Raw genomic sequence first — 18,910 nt, forward strand, 5'->3', positions numbered from 1 at the left:
CGGTCCGCCGCGGCCCCGTCCCGCGTCGCACCTCGCCGGTGTGCGTCGGCACACGGTCGCACCTCGGCCCGCACCACCGCTTCGGCGCACGGTCGTGCCCCGGCGCACGGTCACGCCCGGGCACGCGGTCGCACACGGCAGAGGGGTCGCGTCGGGCCGCCGGGTCGCGCCCCGGCCCGAACTGGCCCGATGACCCACGGTCAGGTCCGGGTGCGAGCCCGCCCGACGACGCTCGGTCACGCCCTGCCGAGAACGGAATCCACCCCGCGCCCGCGGCCCCCGGCGCCACCGCGTCCGCGCCCCTGGGCCGAACCGCGCGACCGCGCCGGACGGCACCGCTCCCCCGGCCCCGGTCACGGCCACCGCCGACCGGCATCCGCGCCCCACGGGAGCACCTGCTACGGGCGCCGGCTTCCGGACGACCCGCCCCCGCACGCCCTCTCACCGTGCCCCGCGCCCTCACGCCCCACCCTCACCCGACGCGCCGGGACCCGGCGCGAGGGGCTCGCGCCCGTCCCGCTCGCCCTCGCACGGCAGCCCGTCGTACGCGGCCAGCGCCTCGCGGGCGGCCTCACGGGCGCTGTCCGCCAGGTCCCGCGGCGAGACGATGCGGCCGTCGCCGCCCAGGCGCAGCGCCAGACGCCGCAGCGACGCCGGGTCGGGGGTGCGCAGAGTGATGCGCAGACCGCCGTCGGGCAGCTCCTCCGCGCTGTCGTGCGGGTAGTACTCCGCGACCCAGCGGCCGCCGGGACCCACCTCCACGACCACCTCGGGATCCTCGGCGGCGGGCTGCACCAACGCCTCCGACAGGTCCCGCAGCTCGATCTCGGGCGGCGCGGACGGCTCGTCCAGGACCTTGATCTCGGCGACCCGGTCGAGCCGGAAGGTGCGCCGCGCCTCGGAGCGGCGGCACCACGCCTCCACATAGGTGTGGCCGACGCTCACCAGCCGGATCGGGTCGATCTCGCGCTCGGTCAGCTCGTCGCGCGCGGGCGAGTAGTAGCGGATCCACAGCCTGCGCCGCTCCGAGATCGCCCGGTCCACATCGGCGAAGACCCCGCCCTCGGACTCGAACGTCACCGAGAGCCGCGAGCTGGCACCGGCCGCCTCACCGGCCGCCGCCTCCAGCTTCGCGGTGGCCCGCAGCAGGGCGAGGCGGTCGCTCTCGCGCAGCCCCGGCAGCGTCGCCACCGCGCGCGCCGCCACGAGCAGCGCCGTCGCCTCGTCGGCGGCGAGCCGCAGCGGCTCCGCCGCGTCCGCCCCCAGCGCGTCCGGATTGTGCCACCAGATGCGGTCGCCGTCCGTGTCGATGTCGAGCAGGTCGCCCCCGCGGAAGCTGGTCCCGCACAGCGGCAGGACGTCCAGGTCGGAGATCAGCTCGTCCTGGCTGATGCCGAAGGCCCGCGCGACGTCCGCGACGCGCGCCCCGGGGCGCTCGCGCAGATACGTCACCAGGGACAGCATCCGCCGGGTCTGGTCGATGGCGTTCGCGGCCATTGCTCGCTCTCGTCCCCTCAGCCCTTGGCCACGGCACGCAGCCGGTCCACCACGTCGGCCCGCAGCTCGGCGGGCTCAAGCACCACCACGTCGGGCCCGAACTCCACCAGCCAGGCGTCGAGCCCGTGTCCGTACGGAATCTCCAGCTCGTCCCAGTCGCCGTCCAGCGCCCGCGTGCCCACGGCCCGCGCGCGCAGCGGATAGCCCGCGCCCCTGCGCAGCCGGATCAGCGCGGTGCGGTCCGCCTTCTCGCCCGCCCAGCTCGCCACGGTCTCCCGCACGGTCACCACGTCGGGCACCTCGGCCCGGAACTTGCCCGCCCGCGAGCGGACCTTGCCCGTGATGCGGGAGAGCCGGAAGACCCGCTCGTCCTCGCGGTCCCGGTCCCAGCCCGCCAGATACCAGTGGCCGCGCCAGCACTCGAGCGCCCACGGCTCGACGTGGCGCTGCTCGGGCCGGGCCGCCGTCGCCTTGCGGTAGTCGAAGACGACCGGCCTGCGGTCGCGGCACGCCAGCATCAGCGGTTCGAACGCCGCCTCGTGCACGGGGATGCGCGGCTCCAGGGCGCCGTGCGCCTCGTACGGATCGACGCCCTCGGGCAGCCCGGCCGCCCGCAGCTTGTGCAGCGCGCCGCTCGCGGCACCGGCGAGCCTCGCCTGCTGCCACACCTTCGCGGCGACGCCGAGCGCCGCGGCCTCCTCGGCGTCCAGCGTGATCGGCGGCAGCCGGTTGCTGTCCCGGCGCGCGAGATAGCCCGTCTCGCCGTCCAGGTTCTCCACCGTCTCGATGACGAGGCCCAGCTCCCGCAGATCGTCCTTGTCGCGCTCGAACATGCGGTTGAAGGACTCCTCGGCGGCGGCCCCCGGCCCGGCGGCCGCGCCCTTGCCGGACCCGGCGGCACCCCGCCCGGGCCCGAAGGCGGCACCCCTTCCCGGCCCGAACGCCTCGACGTACGCCTCGATCGACTCCCGAAGCTCACGCTTGCTGAGCGGACGCCTCGTCCCGAGCAGACACAGCGCCAGACTCATCAGCCGCTCGGCCTTGGCAATGGCCATCGACGCCCTTTCTCGGCCGTGCTCCCCGGTGGACGACCGCCCGCCGCCCCAGGTGCCCCGCTCACCAGTGCTTCCGAACGATGACCGTACCGCTACGGCGTGTCGTGGCAAAAGCCGAGGGCACGGCGCACGCCCCGGCGGCCGTCCGCCGACGGCCGCGGAAGACGACGCGGGGGCCCGTGCCGACACCGGCACGGGCCCCCGCGGACACCTCCGGCCGCACGGCACGAGCCCCCGCGGCCGGGTCAGCCGTCTCAGACGGAGACGAGGTCACAGACGAAGATCAGCGTCTCGCCCGGGGCGATGCGGCCGCCACCGGCGCCACGGTCGCCGTACGCCAGGTGCGCCGGGATCGTCAGCTTGCGGCGCCCGCCGACCTTCATGCCCTGCACGCCCTGGTCCCAGCCCGCGATGACCTGACCGGCACCGAGCTGGAACTCCAGCGGGTTGCCGCGGTTCCAGGAAGCGTCGAACTCCTCGCCGGAGGAGAAGGACACGCCCACGTAGTGGACCTTGACGAAGTCGCCCGCCTTGGCCACCGCGCCGTCGCCCTCCCAGATCTCGTCGATCTGGAGCTCCGTGGGAGCCGGGCCCTCGGGGAAGTCGATCTCGGGCTTGTCGATGTTCACGTGACTAGCTCCTGCTCATAGCGATAAGGACAACCGGGACAGTCTGCCATCCCGCGGCCTCACATCTTCGCGAGGATGTCCACCGAGAAGACGAGCGTGGAGTCCTTCTTGATGGGGCTGTTCTGCGGCGGCTTGTCCGCGTACCCGTCCTTCGGCGGGACGACGACCAGGACGCGGCTGCCGACCTTCTTGCCGGTCAGACCCTGGCGCCAGCCCGGGATGACCTGAGCGAGCTGGAACTGCGCGAGCTGACCGCTCTTGTACGAGGAGTCGAACTCCTTGCCGTCCGCCCACAGGACGCCCTTGTACTGGCACAGGAGCGTGTCGCTCTCCTTGACCTCGTCGCCCTCGCCCTCGATGACGTAGCTCGCCACGACCTTCTTGGGGGCGGCCGTCTTCGGCACGTCGACCTTGGGGGCCTTGCCATCGGTGTTCGTCCCGACCTTCGGCAGGTCCTTGTTGTCCTGCGCGACGTCGTCGCCCTTGGCGGAGCTCTTCGGGCCGTACGTGTTCACGATGTCGACGACGAAGACCAGGGTGTCCGTGCCCTTGATGCCCGCCTGCTTGTTGCCCTCCTTGCCGTAGCCGAGGGCCGGGGGGATGGCGAGCTCGACGCGGCTGTCGACCTTCTTGCCCACCAGACCCTGGTCCCAGCCGGGGATGACCTGGCCGACGCCGATCGGGAAGATCGTGGGCGCCTTTCGGTCGTAGGAGTTGTCGAAGACCTTCGCGGTGTCCCAGATCTGGCCCAGATAGTGGGCCTGGAGATAGTCGCCCTTGGCGACCTCGACGCCCTTGCCCGCGATGATCGTCTTCACCGCGAGATCGGTGGACGGCTTGCCCGAACCCTTGGCCACCGTCGGCTTCTCACCGAACTTCGTGCCCTTCGTGATCTCGGGCACAGGGCCGTCGACGATCTTGCCCTTGGGAGGCGTGGAATTCGTCGGGGAGCTGCTGTCCTTGGACTTGGCCTTGTCGGACTTGTCGTCACCACATCCGGCCAGGGTCAGCAGGCCGGCCGGAACGGCCAGGAGGAGTGAGCGTCGGCGCACGGTGGGGGCCTCGTATCGTTCGATCTTGTCAGTTGGCGTGCGCGCAACTCTACGCAGTGAGAAGGGCGCCGCACGAGGAACGTGCGGCGCCCCGCGTTGCGTTCCCGCCACGCACTGACGTCTCACCGGCCCCAGGGACCGGCCGAACGACGGCAGGCCCCGGCCCGCCGACCCCTCACATCCCGGCGATGAGCTTCTCCACCCGGTCGTCCACCGAACGGAACGGGTCCTTGCACAACACCGTGCGCTGCGCCTGGTCGTTCAGCTTCAGGTGCACCCAGTCGACCGTGAAGTCCCGGCGCTGCTCCTGGGCCCGGCGGATGAAGTCGCCGCGCAGCCGCGCCCGGGTCGTCTGCGGCGGCACCGACTTGCCCTCGAAGATCTTCAAGTCGTTGCAGATCCGGGCGGCTTGCCCCTTGCGCTCCAGGAGGTAGTACAGACCCCGGCGGCGGTGGATGTCGTGGTACGCGAGGTCTATCTGGGCGACCCTCGGGTGCGACATCGTCATGTTGTTCTTCGCCCGGTAGCGCTCGATGAGCTTGTACTTCATCACCCAGTCGATCTCCGTGGCGATGCGGTCCAGGTCCTCGGACTCGATCGAGTCCAGAGTGCGCCCCCACAGCTCCAGGACGCGCTCGACCGTGCCCGTGCGGATGCCGCGGCGCTCGACGAAGTCCACCGCCTTCTCGTAGTACTCGCGCTGGACCTCCAGGGCCGAGGCCTCCCGGCCACTGGCGAGGCGGACCTTGCGGCGGCCCGTCGTGTCGTGGCTGACCTCGCGGATCGCCCGGATCGGATTCTCCAGGGTCAGGTCCCGCATCACCGTGCCCGCCTCGATCATGCGGAGCACCAGGTCGGTCGCGCCGACCTTCAGGAGCATCGTCGTCTCGGACATGTTCGAGTCGCCGACGATCACGTGCAGACGGCGGTAGCGCTCGGCGTCCGCGTGCGGCTCGTCACGCGTGTTGATGATGGGACGGGACCGCGTCGTCGCCGACGACACGCCCTCCCAGATGTGCTCCGCCCGCTGGCTCACGCAGTAGACGGCACCCCGCGGCGTCTGCAGCACCTTGCCCGCACCGCACAGCAACTGCCGGGTGACGAGGAACGGAATCAGGATGTCCGCGAGGCGCGAGAACTCACCGTGCCGCGCCACGAGATAGTTCTCATGGCAACCATATGAGTTTCCCGCCGAGTCGGTGTTGTTCTTGAACAGATAGACGTCGCCCGCGATTCCCTCCTCGTGCAGGCGGCGCTCGGCGTCGACGAGCAGGCCTTCCAGAATGCGCTCGCCGGCCTTGTCGTGGGTGACCAGCTCGGTCACGTTGTCACACTCGGGTGTCGCGTATTCCGGGTGTGAGCCCACGTCGAGATACAGGCGGGCGCCGTTCCGCAGAAAGACGTTGCTGCTGCGGCCCCATGACACAACACGGCGGAAGAGGTAGCGCGCCACTTCGTCAGGCGACAGACGGCGCTGTCCCCTGAACGTGCACGTGACACCGTACTCGTTCTCCAGCCCGAAAATGCGGCGGTCCATGCCAGAACATTACGCCCGATGCCCCGCACTGAAACCGGGTTCGACGGTACCGTTTCGATCAGTTTCCGAAGAGCTCGCACCGGCCTCGGCCGCGACGACCACACCCGTACCACGCACCACGAGCACCCTCCTGGTGCACAGCAGCACCAGCACGGCGGCCGCTCCCGCGAGGCCCGGCACCGCGAAACCCCACTCCGGGCCGCCCCGCTCCACCACCGGCCCACCGGCCGCCGTCCCCACCGCCGTCCCCACCGTGAACGTCGTCACCAGCCACGAGAACGCCTCCGTGACCGTGCCCCGCGGAGCGTGCCGGTCCACCACGATGAACGCGCACGCGAGCGCCGGCGCGAGGAACACCCCCGCCAACGACGTCAGCACCACCATCCCCACCGCATCCGGCGTAAGGACCAGCGGCAGATAGAAGACCGCGAGCAGCGCCACCAGGACCACCAGGCGCCGCTCCGGCACCCCGCTCCACTGCCGTGCCCCGTAGACCACGCCGCCCAGCAGGGCCCCCAGGCCCAGGCCCGCCATCATCCAGCCGTAGACCGCGTCACCGCCGTGCGCGTCCGCGTAGCCGACGCCCGCCACCGTGATCGCCCCGAGCGCCGTCCCCACGCACAGGAACGCGCCGAGGAGCGCGAGCAGCCCCGGCGAGCGCAGGGCCCCGAGCCAGTGCGCCTCCCGGGGCGCCGAGCGCCACGCGCGCGACGGCCGCGACACCACCACCGACAGCGCGCCGAGCACCCCGATGACGTTCACCACCAGGAGCGCCGCCTGCGCCGACCACAGCGACACGATGCCCGTCACCAGCAACGGACCGACGGTGAACATCACTTCCTGCGCCACCGCGTCCATCGCGTACGCCGTGTGGACCTGCTCCTCCTTGCCGAGCACGTCCGGCCACAGCGCCCGCAGACCGCCCTCCAGGGGCGGTGTGAACACTCCGGCGATGACCATCGCGAGATACGCGGCGACCGGCGCGTTCGGCCCCGCGACCGCGAAGAGCGCCATGCCGAGCGCCGACGCCACCGCCGACGGCAGCATCACCCGCGGCTGCCCGTACAGGTCCACCAGCCGCCCCAGCAGGGGCTGGCCCACCGCCGTCGCCACTCCGTACACCGCCGCGAGCGCCCCCGCCAGGCTGTACGTCCCGCCCTCCGCGCGGACGAAGAGGACGATGGCGATCGCCGCCGTCGCATTGGGCAAACGGCCCACAAGTGTGCCCGCGAGCAGCCGCGTCGCGTACCGCGCGCGCAGGATCTCGCCGTAACCGGAAGCCATCAGTGAGCTCTCCTCGCCCGCCCGTGCGCCACAGCGCCACAAGTGTTACGTATAACGTCGCGGGTCATACGTACCATGAGCGCTGTTCACAGTCCACCAAGTACTCCGCCCCGCGGCGGCGACCACCCACATCAGGAGACGTCCGTGGCAAGGCCCCAGCACGACACCACGGCCCCCCGCCCCACCAGCCGCGACGTCGCCCGCGCAGCCGGTGTCTCCCAGGCCACCGTCTCCCTGGTCCTCGGCGAGAAGTGGCAGGGCCGCGTCGCCGAACGCACCGCCGAGCGCGTCCGCACCGCCGCCCGCGAACTCGGCTACCGCCCCAACCTCGCCGCCCGCAACCTCCGCCTCGGCCGCACCCGCACCGCGCTCCTCGTCGTCCCCGCCCTCACCAACGAGTTCTTCGCCCGGCTGCACACCGGCGCCGCCCGCGTCGCCACCCGACACGGCTTCAGCGTCGTCCTCTACCCCTCCCCCGACAGCGTCGGCCCCAGCGGATCCACCACCCAGGCCCCCCGCGTCAGCGACCCCTTCGGCTCCGCCCGCGCCGCCCTCGACGGCGTCCTCGCCTCCTCCATGGCCTCCGACGCCCTCGCCACCCTCCGCGGCGACGCCCTCCCCCTCGTCATGCTCGACAGCGACCCCGCCCACAGCCTCGGCGCCGCCACCGTCAACCTCGACATCGCCGACGGCACCCGCCAGGTCACCGAGCACCTCCTCGCCCTCGGCCACCGCGACCTGCTCCACCTCACCGCGGACATCGACTCCTGGACCTTCGACGTACGCCGCCACACCCTCGCCGCCACCCTGCACGGCACCGGCGCGCACCACCGCACCATCAAGGCCGCCATCACGATCGACGAAGCCCGCACGGCCACCGAAGCAGCCCTCACCGCGCCCGGCCCCCGACCCACCGCGATCATCTGCGACGACGACGTCCTCGCCGCGGGCGCCTGCAAAGCCGCGCGCCGACTCGGCCTGCACGTCCCCGACGACCTCAGCGTCACCGGCTTCGACGACCTCACCCTCGCCACCGCCGTCGAACCCGAACTCACCACCGTCCGGCTGCCCGCCGAGGACTTCGGCGAACAGGCCATGGCCACCCTCCTCGCCGTCCTCGACGGCCACACCCCCGAACCCGCGCCCCTGCCCGTCCAGCTCGTCGTCCGCGGCTCCACAGCACAGAGCCCCGCACCCCGGCGCTGACGCACCAGGACACGGGGCCCTCCGTGAAGCCTCGGACTGCTCCTGCTACTCCTGCTACTCCTGCTACTCCTGGGACGAACCGCCCTCGGAGACCTCGCCCGACCCGGCATCGGCCTCCGCGTCCGAGGACTCCTCCGCCGCGGCCTCGCCACCGAGCAACCGCTCCAGCTGGCCGCCCACGATCCGCTTGAACTTGCGCTGCTGCGGACGCGTCCGGTCCAGAACCGCCACTTCGAGCCGCTCCGCCGGAATCTCCCGCTCACTGCCGTTCGTATCCCGCGACAGCGACTGCACCGCCAGCTTCAGCGCCTCCGCGAGGGTCATCCCGTCCCGGTGCCGCTGATCCAGATACGTACTGATCTGCTCAGCATTGCCGCCCACCGCGACCGAGCCGTGCTCGTCCACGATCGAGCCGTCGTGCGGCAGCCGATAGATCTGGTCCCCGTCCGGAGTCGCACCGACCTCCGCGACGACCAGCTCCACCTCGTACGGCTTCTCCGCATTGGACGAGAAAATCGTGCCCAACGTCTGCGCGTACACGTTCGCCAGACCACGGGCCGTCACATCGTCACGGTCGTACGTATATCCCCGCAGATCCGCGTAGCGGACACCGCCAATTCGGAGGTTCTCGTACTCGTTGTACTTGCCGGCCGCGGCGAAACCGATCCGGTCGTAGATCTCGCTGAACTTGTGCAGCGCACGGGACGGGTTCTCACCGACGAACACAATGCCATCGGCGTACTGCAGCACAACCAGACTGCGACCGCGAGCGATGCCCTTGCGGGCATACTCCGCCCGGTCGGCCATGGCCTGCTGGGGTGAGACATAGAACGGCGTCGACACCGGCTATCCGTCCCTTTCTGTCAAAACTTCACAACAACAACGGAGTACTCAGAGCAGTGCTGCGCGGGGCCCGTCCGGCTGCTCAAGACGCCGCTCCAGAATCGAGCGCGCGATCGCGGAGGACTCCTCCTCCGACAGCCTCCGGAAGCCCTCCTCGGAGATCACCGTCACGATGGGATAGATCCGGCGCGCCACATCCGGGCCGCCGGTCGCGGAATCGTCGTCCGCCGCGTCGTACAGCGCCTGTACGACCAGCGTCGTCGCCTGCTCCTCCGTCAGGTCGTCGCGGTACAGCTTCTTCATGGAGCCGCGCGCGAACACCGAACCGGAACCCGTCGCCGCGAAGCCGTGCTCCTCGCTGCGGCCGCCCGTCACGTCGTACGAGAAGATCCGGCCCCGCTCGCGGTCCACGTCATACCCCGCGAACAACGGGACCACGGCCAGGCCCTGCATCGCCATGCCCAGATTGCTCCGGATCATGGTCGACAGGCGGTTCGCCTTGCCCTCCAGGGAGAGCTGGGCGCCCTCGACCTTCTCGAAGTGCTCGAGCTCCAGCTGGAACAGCTTGACCATCTCCACGGCCAGACCGGCCGTACCGGCGATGCCCACCGCCGAGTACTCGTCCGCCGGGAAGACCTTCTCGATGTCACGCTGCGCGATGACGTTCCCCATCGTCGCCCGCCGGTCACCGGCGAGCACCACGCCGCCGGGGAACGTCGTCGCCACGATGGTCGTGCCGTGCGGTGCCTCGATCACGCCCTGCGTCGGCGGCAACGTCCGCTTGCCCGGGAGCATTTCCGGCTGGTGCGAAGCGAGGAAGTCCACGAAGGACGAGGACCCAGGCGTCAGGAAGGCAGCCGGTAGACGCCCGGTGCTACGAGTGTTGGCTTCCACGGGTTTCCTTCCACGTAATCAGCGGCCCGGCTCATGGCGTCGGTGTCCTCCGCCAACAGGCCGATGGCTGTATTGCAGTTGAAGCAGAGTACGCCCCGGACCCTACCCGTCTCATGGCAGTGGTCCACATGCTCCGCTGGGGCTTTCAGGCAGATCACGCACAGCCCCTTCTGGGCTGCGATCATCTCGTCCCGCTGAGCTTCAGTGAGGCCGTATTGGCGCTTGAGATGACCCGCACGGTCCTCGACGGCCCGACACGCCTTACAACGTGCCGCCAGGCCATCTGAGGCGTTCACGTTGCGGTGCCACTCGCTGTGAGGCTTGACCTCATCACACCCGCGACAGCGCTTGTAACCAGTCGGCACAGCAGGGTTCTTAAGCTCGCGACGCTCACGTCGCTTCCGCTGATCCCACTGCTTGGCGTATTCGCGAGCGCAGACCTTGCAGTAGTCCTGCAAGCCGTCATCCCGCCCCTTGTGTCGACCGAATGCACTGAGGGAGAGAGTCTCCTCGCAGCGAGGGCACCGCTTCACTCCTGCGGCGTTCACGTATGTGACTACTGTCCACCCTTTTGCACGAAGGACCTCACGAAATCCTCTGCGTTCTCCTCGAGTACATCGTCAATTTCGTCAAGTACCGAGTCGACGTCGTCGCTCAGCTTCTCCTGGCGCTCCTTGAGGTCCTCGGAAGCCTGCGCGTCCTGGGTCTGCTCCTCGACCTCCTCGGTGGAGCGCGTCGCCTTCTGCTGTCCGCCGCCGGTGTCCTTGGTCGCCATCTACCTCACCCCGCTCGGTTAGACGTTCTTGATCAGACCCTACAATCCGGGTCCGACATCGGCCCCGCACTTCGTGGAACGTGCGGGGCCCACCTCTGTGATTCCCCGGCCGTCGCGCTTTCAGCCGCGGTTCAGCCTCCGGAGAGCACGCGGACCAGATCTTCCGCCGTGCGACACCGGTCGAGCAGCTCCTTCACGTGATTACGCGTTCCGCGAAGGGGTTCCAGGGTCGGGACCCGCTGGAGGGAGTCCCGGCCGGGAAGGTCGAAGATCACCGAGTCCCAGGAGGCCGCCGCGACGTCGTCGGCGTACTGCTCCAGGCAGCGGCCGCGGAAGTAGGCGCGGGTGTCCTCGGGGGGCTTGGTGCGGGCCCGCTCGACGTCGGACTCGTCCAGGAGCCGCTTCATCTTGCCGCGGGCCACGAGGCGGTTGTAGAGGCCCTTCTCGGCCCGCACGTCGGCGTACTGGAGGTCGACCAGGTGCAGCCGGGCGGCGTCCCAGTCGAGGCCGTCACGGCGGCGGTAGCCCTCCATGAGTTCACGCTTGGCGACCCAGTCGAGCTCTCCGGAGAGGCTCATCGGGTCGTGCTCCAGACGGTTGAGCACGTCCTCCCAGCGGGCCAGGACGTCCTTGGTCTGGTCGTCGGCGTCGGCCCCGTAGCGTTCTTCGACGTACTTGCGGGCCAGCTCGAAGTACTCCATCTGGAGTTGTACGGCCGTGAGGGTGCGGCCGCTACGGAGCGTGATCAGTCGCTGGAGGGACGGGTCGTGGGAGACCTGGTGGAGGGTGCGGACGGGCTGGTCCACGGCGAGGTCCACGGCGATGAAGGCGTCCTCGATCATGGCGAGGACGAGGGAGGTGGTGCCGAGCTTCAGATAGGTGGAGATCTCCGAGAGGTTGGCGTCGCCGATGATCACGTGGAGGCGGCGGTACTTCTCGGCGTCGGCGTGGGGCTCGTCGCGGGTGTTGATGATGGGCCGCTTGAGGGTGGTCTCCAGGCCGACCTCGACCTCGAAGTAGTCGGCGCGCTGGCTGATCTGGAAGCCGTGCTCGTGGCCGTCCTGGCCGATGCCGACGCGGCCCGCGCCGGTGACGACCTGGCGGGATACGAAGAAGGGCGTGAGGTGGCGCACGATGTCCGAGAAGGGGGTCTCCCGCTTCATCAGGTAGTTCTCGTGCGTGCCGTAGGAGGCGCCCTTGTTGTCGGTGTTGTTCTTGTAGAGGTGGATCGGCTGGGCGCCGGGGAGCTGGGCCGCGCGCTCGGCCGCCTCAGCCATGATGCGCTCGCCGGCCTTGTCCCAGAGGACGGCGTCGCGGGGGTTGGTGACCTCGGGCGCGCTGTACTCGGGGTGCGCGTGGTCGACGTAGAGGCGTGCCCCGTTGGTGAGGATGACGTTGGCGAGGCCGATGTCCTCGTCGGTGAGCTGGCTGGCGTCGGCGGCTTCGCGGGCGAGGTCGAAGCCCCGTGCGTCCCGCAGCGGGTTCTCCTCCTCGAAGTCCCAGCGGGCGCGTCGCGCCCGGTGCATCGCCGCGGCGTAGGCGTTGACGATCTGGGACGAGGTGAGCATGGCATTGGCGTTGGGGTGGCCGGGGACGGAGATTCCGTACTCCGTCTCGATGCCCATTACTCGCCGTACGGTCATGCGGCCCTCCTTGCCCGGCGGCGCCCTCGGTCGGGGGCGCAGCTCAAGTACCGCTGGTGCTCCGGTGCGTGTGCGGTGCCCGTCCCCGCACTGCGCGACTCGGCGGTAGGAAAGAGCCTAGAACGCCTCTGCGCTGGTGGGGAGATCATTTTCTGCTTTGCTCTCGCTGGGTTGCGGACGCGGCCGCGAGGTGTCCGCGAGCGGCGGAAAACAGTCGGCTGCGGGTACCCGTGGAGGGCACCCGCAGCCGCCCTATTTCCTACAGGTACTGACCGGTGTTCGCCACCGTGTCGATGGAGCGTCCGGTGTCGGCACCCTGCTTTCCGGTGACGAGCGTGCGGATGTATACGATCCGTTCGCCCTTCTTTCCGGAGATGCGGGCCCAGTCGTCCGGGTTGGTGGTGTTGGGCAGGTCCTCGTTCTCCTTGAACTCGTCGATGCAAGCCTGGAGGAGGTGAGCGACCCTGAGGCCCTTTTGGTTCTGTTCGAGGAAGGCCTTGATGGCCATCTTCTTGGCGCGGCCGACGATGTTTTCGATCATGGCGCCGGAGTTGAAGTCCTTGAAGTAGAGGACTTCCTTGTCGCCGTTGGCATACGTGACTTCGAGGAAGCGGTTCTCCTCGGATTCGGCGTACATCTGCTCGACGACGGACTGGATCATCGCGTGCACCGTGGCGGCCTTGTCGCTGCCGTGCTCGGCGAGGTCGTCGCCGTGCAGCGGGAGGCGCTGGGTGAGGTACTTGGCGAAGATGTCCTTGGCCGCCTCGGCGTCCGGGCGCTCGATCTTGATCTTCACATCGAGGCGTCCGGGGCGCAGGATGGCGGGGTCGATCATGTCCTCGCGGTTGGAGGCGCCGATGACGATGACGTTCTCCAGGCCTTCCACGCCGTCGATCTCGGCGAGCAGCTGCGGGACGATGGTGTTCTCCACGTCGGAGCTGACGCCGCTGCCTCGGGTGCGGAAGAGGGATTCCATCTCGTCGAAGAAGACGATGACGGGGGTGCCTTCGCTCGCCTTCTCCCGGGCCCGCTGGAAGACCAGGCGGATGTGGCGCTCGGTCTCGCCGACGTACTTGTTGAGGAGCTCGGGTCCCTTGATGTTGAGGAAGAAGCTCTTGCCGGCGGGCTGGCCGGTGACCTCGGCGACCTTTTTGGCAAGGGAGTTGGCGACGGCCTTGGCGATGAGCGTCTTGCCGCAGCCGGGCGGGCCGTAGAGCAGGACGCCCTTGGGCGGCCTGAGTTCGTGCTCCTTGAAGAGGTCGGGGTAGAGGTAGGGGAGCTCGACCGCGTCGCGGATCATCTCGATCTGGCCGCCGAGGCCGCCGATCTTGTCGTAGCTGATGTCCGGGACCTCTTCGAGGACCAGTTCCTCTACTTCGCTCTTCGGTACGACCTCGTAGACGTAGCCGGAGCGGGGTTCGAGCAGGAGGGCGTCTCCTGGGCGGATGGTGACGTCCAGGAGCGGCTCGGCGAGCCTGACCACCCGCTCTTCGTCGGTGTGTCCGAGCACGAGGGCCCGTTCGCCGTCCTCGAGGATCTCCTTGAGGGTGACGATGTCTCCGACGCGCTCGAATTCCATGGCCTCGACCACGTTGAGCGCTTCGTTGAGCATGACTTCCTGGCCGCGCCTGAGCTCGTCGAGCTCGACGCTTGGGCTGACGTTCACGCGGAGTTTGCGGCCGCCGGTGAAGATGTCGGCGGTGCCGTCCTCATTCGCCGTGAGGAAGACTCCGAAGCCTGCCGGGGGCTGTGCGAGCCGGTCGACTTCTTCCTTGAGGGCCACGATCTGGTCGCGGGCCTCGCGGAGCGTGTTGGCGAGCCGTTCGTTCTGTGCGGATACGCCGGCCAGGTTGGTCTGCAGCTCGACGATCCGCTCTTCGAGAATCCTCGTGTGCCGCGGAGAGTCGGCGAGCTTGCGTCGCAGGACGGCGATTTCCTGCTCGAGATAGGCAACCTGACCGGCTGGGTCTTCAGACCCTCGCCCCGGCCGGATGCCGCGGTTGATGTCGTCGTCGTGGGCTGCCACGGTCCTCACCTCCTCCAAGGGGAGCTGGACGCTTCCTGACCCTACCTGGGTGGGTGCTGATTGAAACCCCTAGATCACAAAGACGGTGGGGGTGTGTCCGATCTTCACCCTTGCGCTCTCCCTCACGCCAGGGGAATACCCACCGAACAACATCGGAAAGCTGCCGGTTGTAGGGTCGAACTGTTCAACACCCGTCAGGGGTGGCCGGACTTGCTGCAAAGTCGGCCGGGCCTGGCGCAGTTTCGGCAGGAGAGATGACCGTGGGGCACGACGCTCGGACCGTCGGTGAGGGGCAGGACTCCCTCGAGGTCTGGATCGATCAGGATCTGTGTACCGGGGACGGGATCTGCGCTCAGTACGCGCCTGAGGTCTTCGAGCTGGACATTGACGGCCTGGCGTATGTGAAGGATGCGGACGACGAGCTGTTGCAGGCTCCTGGGGCGTCGACGCCGGTTCCGCTTCCGCTGTTGCGGGACGTGGTGGACTCGGCGAAGGAGTGCCCCGGCGACTGTATTCACGTACGTCGGGTTTCGGACAAGGTCGAGGTCTATGGGCCGGACGCAGAGTGACCGAATAGCTTCGCTGCGTTAGCGAGCGCGTGTCACCTGGGCCCGTATCCGCCGTGTGAGGCGGGTGCGGGCCCTCTTCGTTGTCTCCGGGTGTCGTCGGGCGGGGCCGGTGGTGCCGGGCCCCGCCGTTCACACGCTGCGGGCCTCGCCGCTTGTCGAGCGGGTGAACGCGCCGTTCTTCCAGTGCCACTTGGTCGCGTCGCGCCGGTCGGGGCAGCAGCGGGGCACGTCCGGCGAGGAGTAGCCGAGGAGCGTCGCGGAGACGGTGGTGCCGCGCACGCGCAGGTCCTGGGCGGTGATGCGGTCCTTGGGGTCGACGAGGGTGGCGACGATGCGCGGGGTGCCCTGGCGGGACCTGGTGAGGACGTAGACGCCGTCGGGCGGGGTGCCGGAGCCCGCCTGGCAGTGGACGGCGGCGACCGCTTCGGGGCGGCCGTCGCCGTCGAGGTCACCGGTGGCCTTCTGGGCCACGACGGGCTTGGCGGTGCCGCAGTTCAGGGGGTACGCGACGGCCGCGGGGTCGGGCGCGGGGGCGGCGGCCTTGGATTCCGTTCGGGTGGGCGTCGGGGCGGCGGTGGCCGGGTCGGGACCGAGGAAGGCGGAGGCCGCGACGACGGCGGCGAGGGCGGCCGCGGTGGCGACCCAGTGGATGGGGCGCGTGGCCCACGGCTGGTTCACCGCGTGAGCCAGTTCCGGGACGGCGGGGTGCTGCACGAGGAGTGTCTCCTGTGAGGGCTGTGCCGGTGGTGGTGGGATGGCCAGCATCGTGTCACACCTCACAGGGGCGCGGAACACCGGGGTACGGCCTGGTCGCGGGCGCTCAACAGGACGGCGCCGCCGCCGAGTTCCCGTGCTACTTCGGGAACTCGGCGACGGCGCCGGTGCGTTGGAAACGGCGGGGGTGGCCGCCGTGGTGCTGCCGGGCGGCCCGTGGGGGCCGGTGCGTCAGCGGGGATTGCCGCCGTCGGCGTTCGGACCGCTGTAGTCCTCGCCGTAGGCGCCCTTGGCGGGGCGGCGGCGGCGCATGGGCGGCTCGACGCCGTCCGCGAGGCGGCGGGCGGTGAGCAGGAAGCCGGTGTGCCCGATCATGCGGTGGTCGGGGCGGACGGCCAGGCCCTCGATGTGCCAGTTGCGGATCATCGATTCCCAGGCGGTCGGCTCGTTGAAGCCGCCCAGCTCGCGGATGGACTCGACGGTGCGGGCCAGCTGCGTGGTCGTGGCGACGTACGCGCACAGGATGCCGCCGGGGACGAGCGCCTTGGAGACGGCCTCCAGGCACTCCCAGGGGGCGAGCATGTCGAGGATGACGCGGTCGACCTCGGTGTCGGACAGATTGTCCTGGAGGTCGCCGACGGTGAGCTGCCAGGCGGGGTGGGGGCCGCCGAAGTAGCGCTCCACGTTCTGCTGGGCGATCTCGGCGAAGTCCTCGCGGCGCTCGTAGGAGTGCAGCATGCCCTGGTCGCCGATGGCGCGCAGCAGGAAGGCGCTGAGCGACCCGGAGCCCACCCCGGCCTCGACGACGCGGGCGCCGGGGAAGATGTCGGCGAAGGCCAGGATCTGCCCCGCGTCCTTGGGGTAGACCACGGCGGCGCCGCGGGGCATGGACAGGACGTAGTCGGGGAGCAGGGGGCGCAGCGCGAGGTACGCGACGTTCCCCGTGGTGCGGACAACACTGCCCTCGGGCGCGCCGATCAGCTCGTCGTGCGGGAAGGAACCCTTGTGGGTGTGGAAGTTCTTCCCGGCTTCGAGCGTGAACGTGTAGTGGCGTCCCTTGGGGTCGGTGAGCTGGACCTGGTCCCCGACCTTGAAGGGCCCGCGACGGCGGGCGGCACCGGTCGGTTCGGACATGTGACCAGCCTACCGGCCGTGGCGGGTGCCGCCGACCACCGGCGGGGCGGGGCGGCTCAGGTGGGGCGGGCCATGGCCTTGACGAAGGCCCGCTCGACGTCGGCCGCGGACAGGACTCCGTAGATCTCGCCCGAGGTCTCGACGACGAGGTACTCGGTGGCGGGGGTGGCGCGCAGCCGGTCGAGGAGTTCCTCGCCCGCGAGGTCGGCGGGGACGCGCATGCCCTCGGTGATGTCCTGGGCGAGGCCGCTGACCGTGACCCAGGGGCGGCGGTGTTCGGGGACGCCGACGATGGCGGCCTCGCGGACGACGGCCATGGGGTCGCCGTCGGTGTCGACGACGACGAGGGCGCGGGCTCCGGCCGCGTTGGCCCGGCGCAGGGCCTCGGACAGCGGGGTGTCGGTCTCCACGGGGACGGCGCGCCGGGTCAGGGCGCGGGCGCGCAGTTCGGGCAGGTGCTCGCGGAGGCGGGCCATGCGCAGGCTGTTGCCCGCGCCGGTCCAGATGATGGCGGCGAGGATCGCGGCGAGCAGGGCGTCGGTGACGGTGTCCATGCCGCCGAGGTCCTGGGCGTCGCCACCGAGCGCGCCGGACTGGTTGAGGACGGGCAGTCCGACGAGGACGGAGATGGCGAGGGCGCGGCCGACCCAGGCGGCGGCGACGGTGCCGCTCATGGGCCTGCCGGTGATCTTCCAGACGACGGCGCGGAGCATGCGGCCGCCGTCCAGGGGCAGGCCGGGCAGCAGGTTGAAGATCGCCACGATGAGGTTGGAGATCATCAGGCCCGCGATGAGGACGCCGGGCACGGTGTCGGGTTCCACGGCGCGCATGGCGACGTAGAAGACGCCGGCGAGCACGAGGGAGAGCAGGGGGCCGACGAAGGCGAGGACGAACTCGCGGCCGGGGGTCTCGGACTCCTTCTCGATCTCGCTGACGCCGCCGAAGAACTGGAGCTGGATGCGGCGTACCGGCAGCTTGAAGCGGAGTGCGGCGACGGTGTGGGCGAGCTCGTGCACGAGCACGGAGGCGTAGAAGGCGACGGCGAAGAACAGCGAGACCAGATAGCGGGCGCCGCCGAGCTCGGGCAGGACGCGGTCCAGCTGGTCGCCGAAGACCCAGGTGATGAGGGCGGCGACGAGGAACCAGCTGGGCGCCACGTACACGGGCACTCCGAAGGGGCGGCCCATGAGGAGACCACCGCCGGGGTTCTTGGGCTGTTCCTTCGCCGGGTCGCCACCGGCACGGCCGCCGCTCGCCGCGGGGCGCGGCTTGGCGATGTCCACGCGGGGCGGCGTGGGCGCCGGGGCCGTCGGGGGTTGGGGGGCCTGCGCGGGGGTGGACTCCGGGGTCGCCGCCGGGGCGCTGGTGGGCGCGCCGGTGCCGGGCTCGGGGGTCTGGGGCTTGGAGGGCGTGGACTCGGAGGCCGTGGGCTCCGAGGGCTCGGGCTCCGGCGCCGGGGTGGCGGGGGCCTCGGGCTCAGGGGTCGCGGACCCGGAGGCCGCGGGCTTGGGCGCCGGGGATTCGATGGCCTCGGGCTCAGGGACCGCAGCCCCGGCGTCCTCGCTCGGCACCGCGGGCTCGGAGGCTTCAGGGGCCGGGGTCGCGCGCTTCGGGGCTGCGGGCTGGGAAGGCTCGGGCTCAGGCTTCGCGGGCTCGGGCTTCACGGGCTCGGGCTTCGGCGTCACGGGCTCGGGCTCAGGCTTCGCCGGCTCGGGCTCGGTTCTGGGTGGTTCAGGGGTCGCGCGCTTCGAGGGCTGGGGAACCGGCTGGTTCGAAGGCTCCTCGGGGGTGTCGTCCGTCGGGGGGTCCGAGGGCTCGGTGCCGCCGCTCGTGCGCTCCGGAGCCGGGCCGTCCGTCGTACGCTCCGGGGCCCCGGCCGTGGGGTCCGGTGTCGGCTCGGGGCCGGGACCGTCCGTCTCCGGGCGTGCCGGATGCGCGCCCGCCGGGTCGCGCTCGGGCGTGCTGTCGGACTGCGGCCTGCCGCTCCCGCCGCTTTCGTCCACGGTGTCCCCTCGTTCGAAGCGTCCCCCGCTCCTGCCGTGGCGCGGGTGC

The 18,910-nt window shown here is 70.4% G+C and carries 17 protein-coding genes; 2 read left to right on the top strand and 15 right to left on the bottom strand.

Annotated elements, in window-relative coordinates:
• Nucleotides 1-459: 459 nt before the first annotated feature.
• The 6 genes from MQV74_RS09480 to MQV74_RS09505 all read right to left on the bottom strand — a co-directional run bounded on the left by MQV74_RS09480 (nt 460) and on the right by MQV74_RS09505 (nt 7,054).
• Nucleotides 460-1,497, bottom strand: coding sequence for a helix-turn-helix transcriptional regulator (locus MQV74_RS09480; protein WP_242715767.1), 1,038 nt, complete (start codon nt 1,495-1,497; stop codon nt 460-462).
• Between the two features lie 17 nt (nt 1,498-1,514).
• Nucleotides 1,515-2,552, bottom strand: a complete 1,038-nt coding sequence (locus tag MQV74_RS09485; RefSeq protein WP_242715777.1) for a helix-turn-helix transcriptional regulator — start codon at nt 2,550-2,552, stop codon at nt 1,515-1,517.
• Nucleotides 2,553-2,806: 254 nt separating this feature from the next.
• Nucleotides 2,807-3,181, bottom strand: coding sequence for an FKBP-type peptidyl-prolyl cis-trans isomerase (locus MQV74_RS09490; protein WP_242715779.1), 375 nt, complete (start codon nt 3,179-3,181; stop codon nt 2,807-2,809).
• A gap of 59 nt (nt 3,182-3,240) precedes the next feature.
• Entirely contained in the window at nt 3,241-4,233 is a 993-nt protein-coding gene (locus MQV74_RS09495; protein WP_242715781.1) for an FKBP-type peptidyl-prolyl cis-trans isomerase, read from the bottom strand.
• 175 nt (nt 4,234-4,408) lie between these two features.
• Nucleotides 4,409-5,770, bottom strand: a complete 1,362-nt coding sequence (gene pafA, locus MQV74_RS09500) for a Pup--protein ligase (RefSeq protein WP_138958692.1) — start codon at nt 5,768-5,770, stop codon at nt 4,409-4,411.
• A gap of 9 nt (nt 5,771-5,779) precedes the next feature.
• Nucleotides 5,780-7,054 (bottom strand): MFS transporter, encoded by a 1,275-nt coding sequence (locus MQV74_RS09505; RefSeq protein ID WP_242715783.1) that lies wholly within the window; start codon nt 7,052-7,054, stop codon nt 5,780-5,782.
• 144 nt (nt 7,055-7,198) lie between these two features.
• Between MQV74_RS09505 and MQV74_RS09510 the strand changes: the two genes are divergently transcribed.
• Nucleotides 7,199-8,260 (top strand): LacI family DNA-binding transcriptional regulator, encoded by a 1,062-nt coding sequence (locus tag MQV74_RS09510; protein ID WP_242715785.1) that lies wholly within the window; start codon nt 7,199-7,201, stop codon nt 8,258-8,260.
• Nucleotides 8,261-8,323: 63 nt separating this feature from the next.
• Here MQV74_RS09510 and prcA read toward each other — a convergent pair whose 3' ends face one another.
• The 6 genes from prcA to arc all read right to left on the bottom strand — a co-directional run bounded on the left by prcA (nt 8,324) and on the right by arc (nt 14,441).
• Nucleotides 8,324-9,103, bottom strand: coding sequence for a proteasome subunit alpha (prcA, locus tag MQV74_RS09515; protein WP_242715792.1), 780 nt, complete (start codon nt 9,101-9,103; stop codon nt 8,324-8,326).
• A 48-nt stretch (nt 9,104-9,151) separates the two neighbouring features.
• Nucleotides 9,152-9,997 carry a proteasome subunit beta gene (gene prcB / locus MQV74_RS09520; protein ID WP_030684327.1) on the bottom strand — a complete coding sequence of 282 codons (846 nt, stop codon included), beginning with the start codon at nt 9,995-9,997 and terminating at the stop codon, nt 9,152-9,154.
• Nucleotides 9,949-10,545, bottom strand: a complete 597-nt coding sequence (locus MQV74_RS09525) for an endonuclease VII domain-containing protein (RefSeq protein ID WP_308402253.1) — start codon at nt 10,543-10,545, stop codon at nt 9,949-9,951. Before MQV74_RS09525 ends, prcB begins: the two co-directional genes overlap by 49 nt.
• 8 nt (nt 10,546-10,553) lie before the next feature.
• Nucleotides 10,554-10,772, bottom strand: coding sequence for a ubiquitin-like protein Pup (locus tag MQV74_RS09530; protein ID WP_030356241.1), 219 nt, complete (start codon nt 10,770-10,772; stop codon nt 10,554-10,556).
• A 131-nt stretch (nt 10,773-10,903) separates the two neighbouring features.
• A complete protein-coding gene (dop, locus tag MQV74_RS09535; RefSeq protein ID WP_374120601.1) occupies nt 10,904-12,415 on the bottom strand; it encodes a depupylase/deamidase Dop in 1,512 nt (503 codons plus the stop codon).
• A gap of 259 nt (nt 12,416-12,674) precedes the next feature.
• Nucleotides 12,675-14,441 carry a proteasome ATPase gene (gene arc / locus MQV74_RS09540; protein WP_242715794.1) on the bottom strand — a complete coding sequence of 589 codons (1,767 nt, stop codon included), beginning with the start codon at nt 14,439-14,441 and terminating at the stop codon, nt 12,675-12,677.
• Nucleotides 14,442-14,695: 254 nt separating this feature from the next.
• Between arc and MQV74_RS09545 the strand changes: the two genes are divergently transcribed.
• Nucleotides 14,696-15,010: a ferredoxin gene (locus MQV74_RS09545; RefSeq protein WP_138958699.1), complete on the top strand. Its 315-nt coding sequence runs from the start codon at nt 14,696-14,698 to the stop codon at nt 15,008-15,010.
• A gap of 129 nt (nt 15,011-15,139) precedes the next feature.
• Here MQV74_RS09545 and MQV74_RS09550 read toward each other — a convergent pair whose 3' ends face one another.
• The 3 genes from MQV74_RS09550 to MQV74_RS41140 form a co-directional block, all read right to left on the bottom strand.
• Entirely contained in the window at nt 15,140-15,724 is a 585-nt protein-coding gene (locus MQV74_RS09550; RefSeq protein WP_242715796.1) for a hypothetical protein, read from the bottom strand.
• Nucleotides 15,725-15,955: 231 nt separating this feature from the next.
• A complete protein-coding gene (locus MQV74_RS09555) occupies nt 15,956-16,858 on the bottom strand; it encodes a tRNA (adenine-N1)-methyltransferase (protein WP_138958700.1) in 903 nt (300 codons plus the stop codon).
• Nucleotides 16,859-16,914: 56 nt separating this feature from the next.
• Nucleotides 16,915-18,522, bottom strand: a complete 1,608-nt coding sequence (locus tag MQV74_RS41140) for a site-2 protease family protein (RefSeq protein ID WP_441349353.1) — start codon at nt 18,520-18,522, stop codon at nt 16,915-16,917.
• Nucleotides 18,523-18,910: the final 388 nt, after the last annotated feature.

Source organism: Streptomyces sp. AN091965, from assembly GCF_022698285.1.
Classification (GTDB): Bacteria; Actinomycetota; Actinomycetes; order Streptomycetales; family Streptomycetaceae; genus Streptomyces.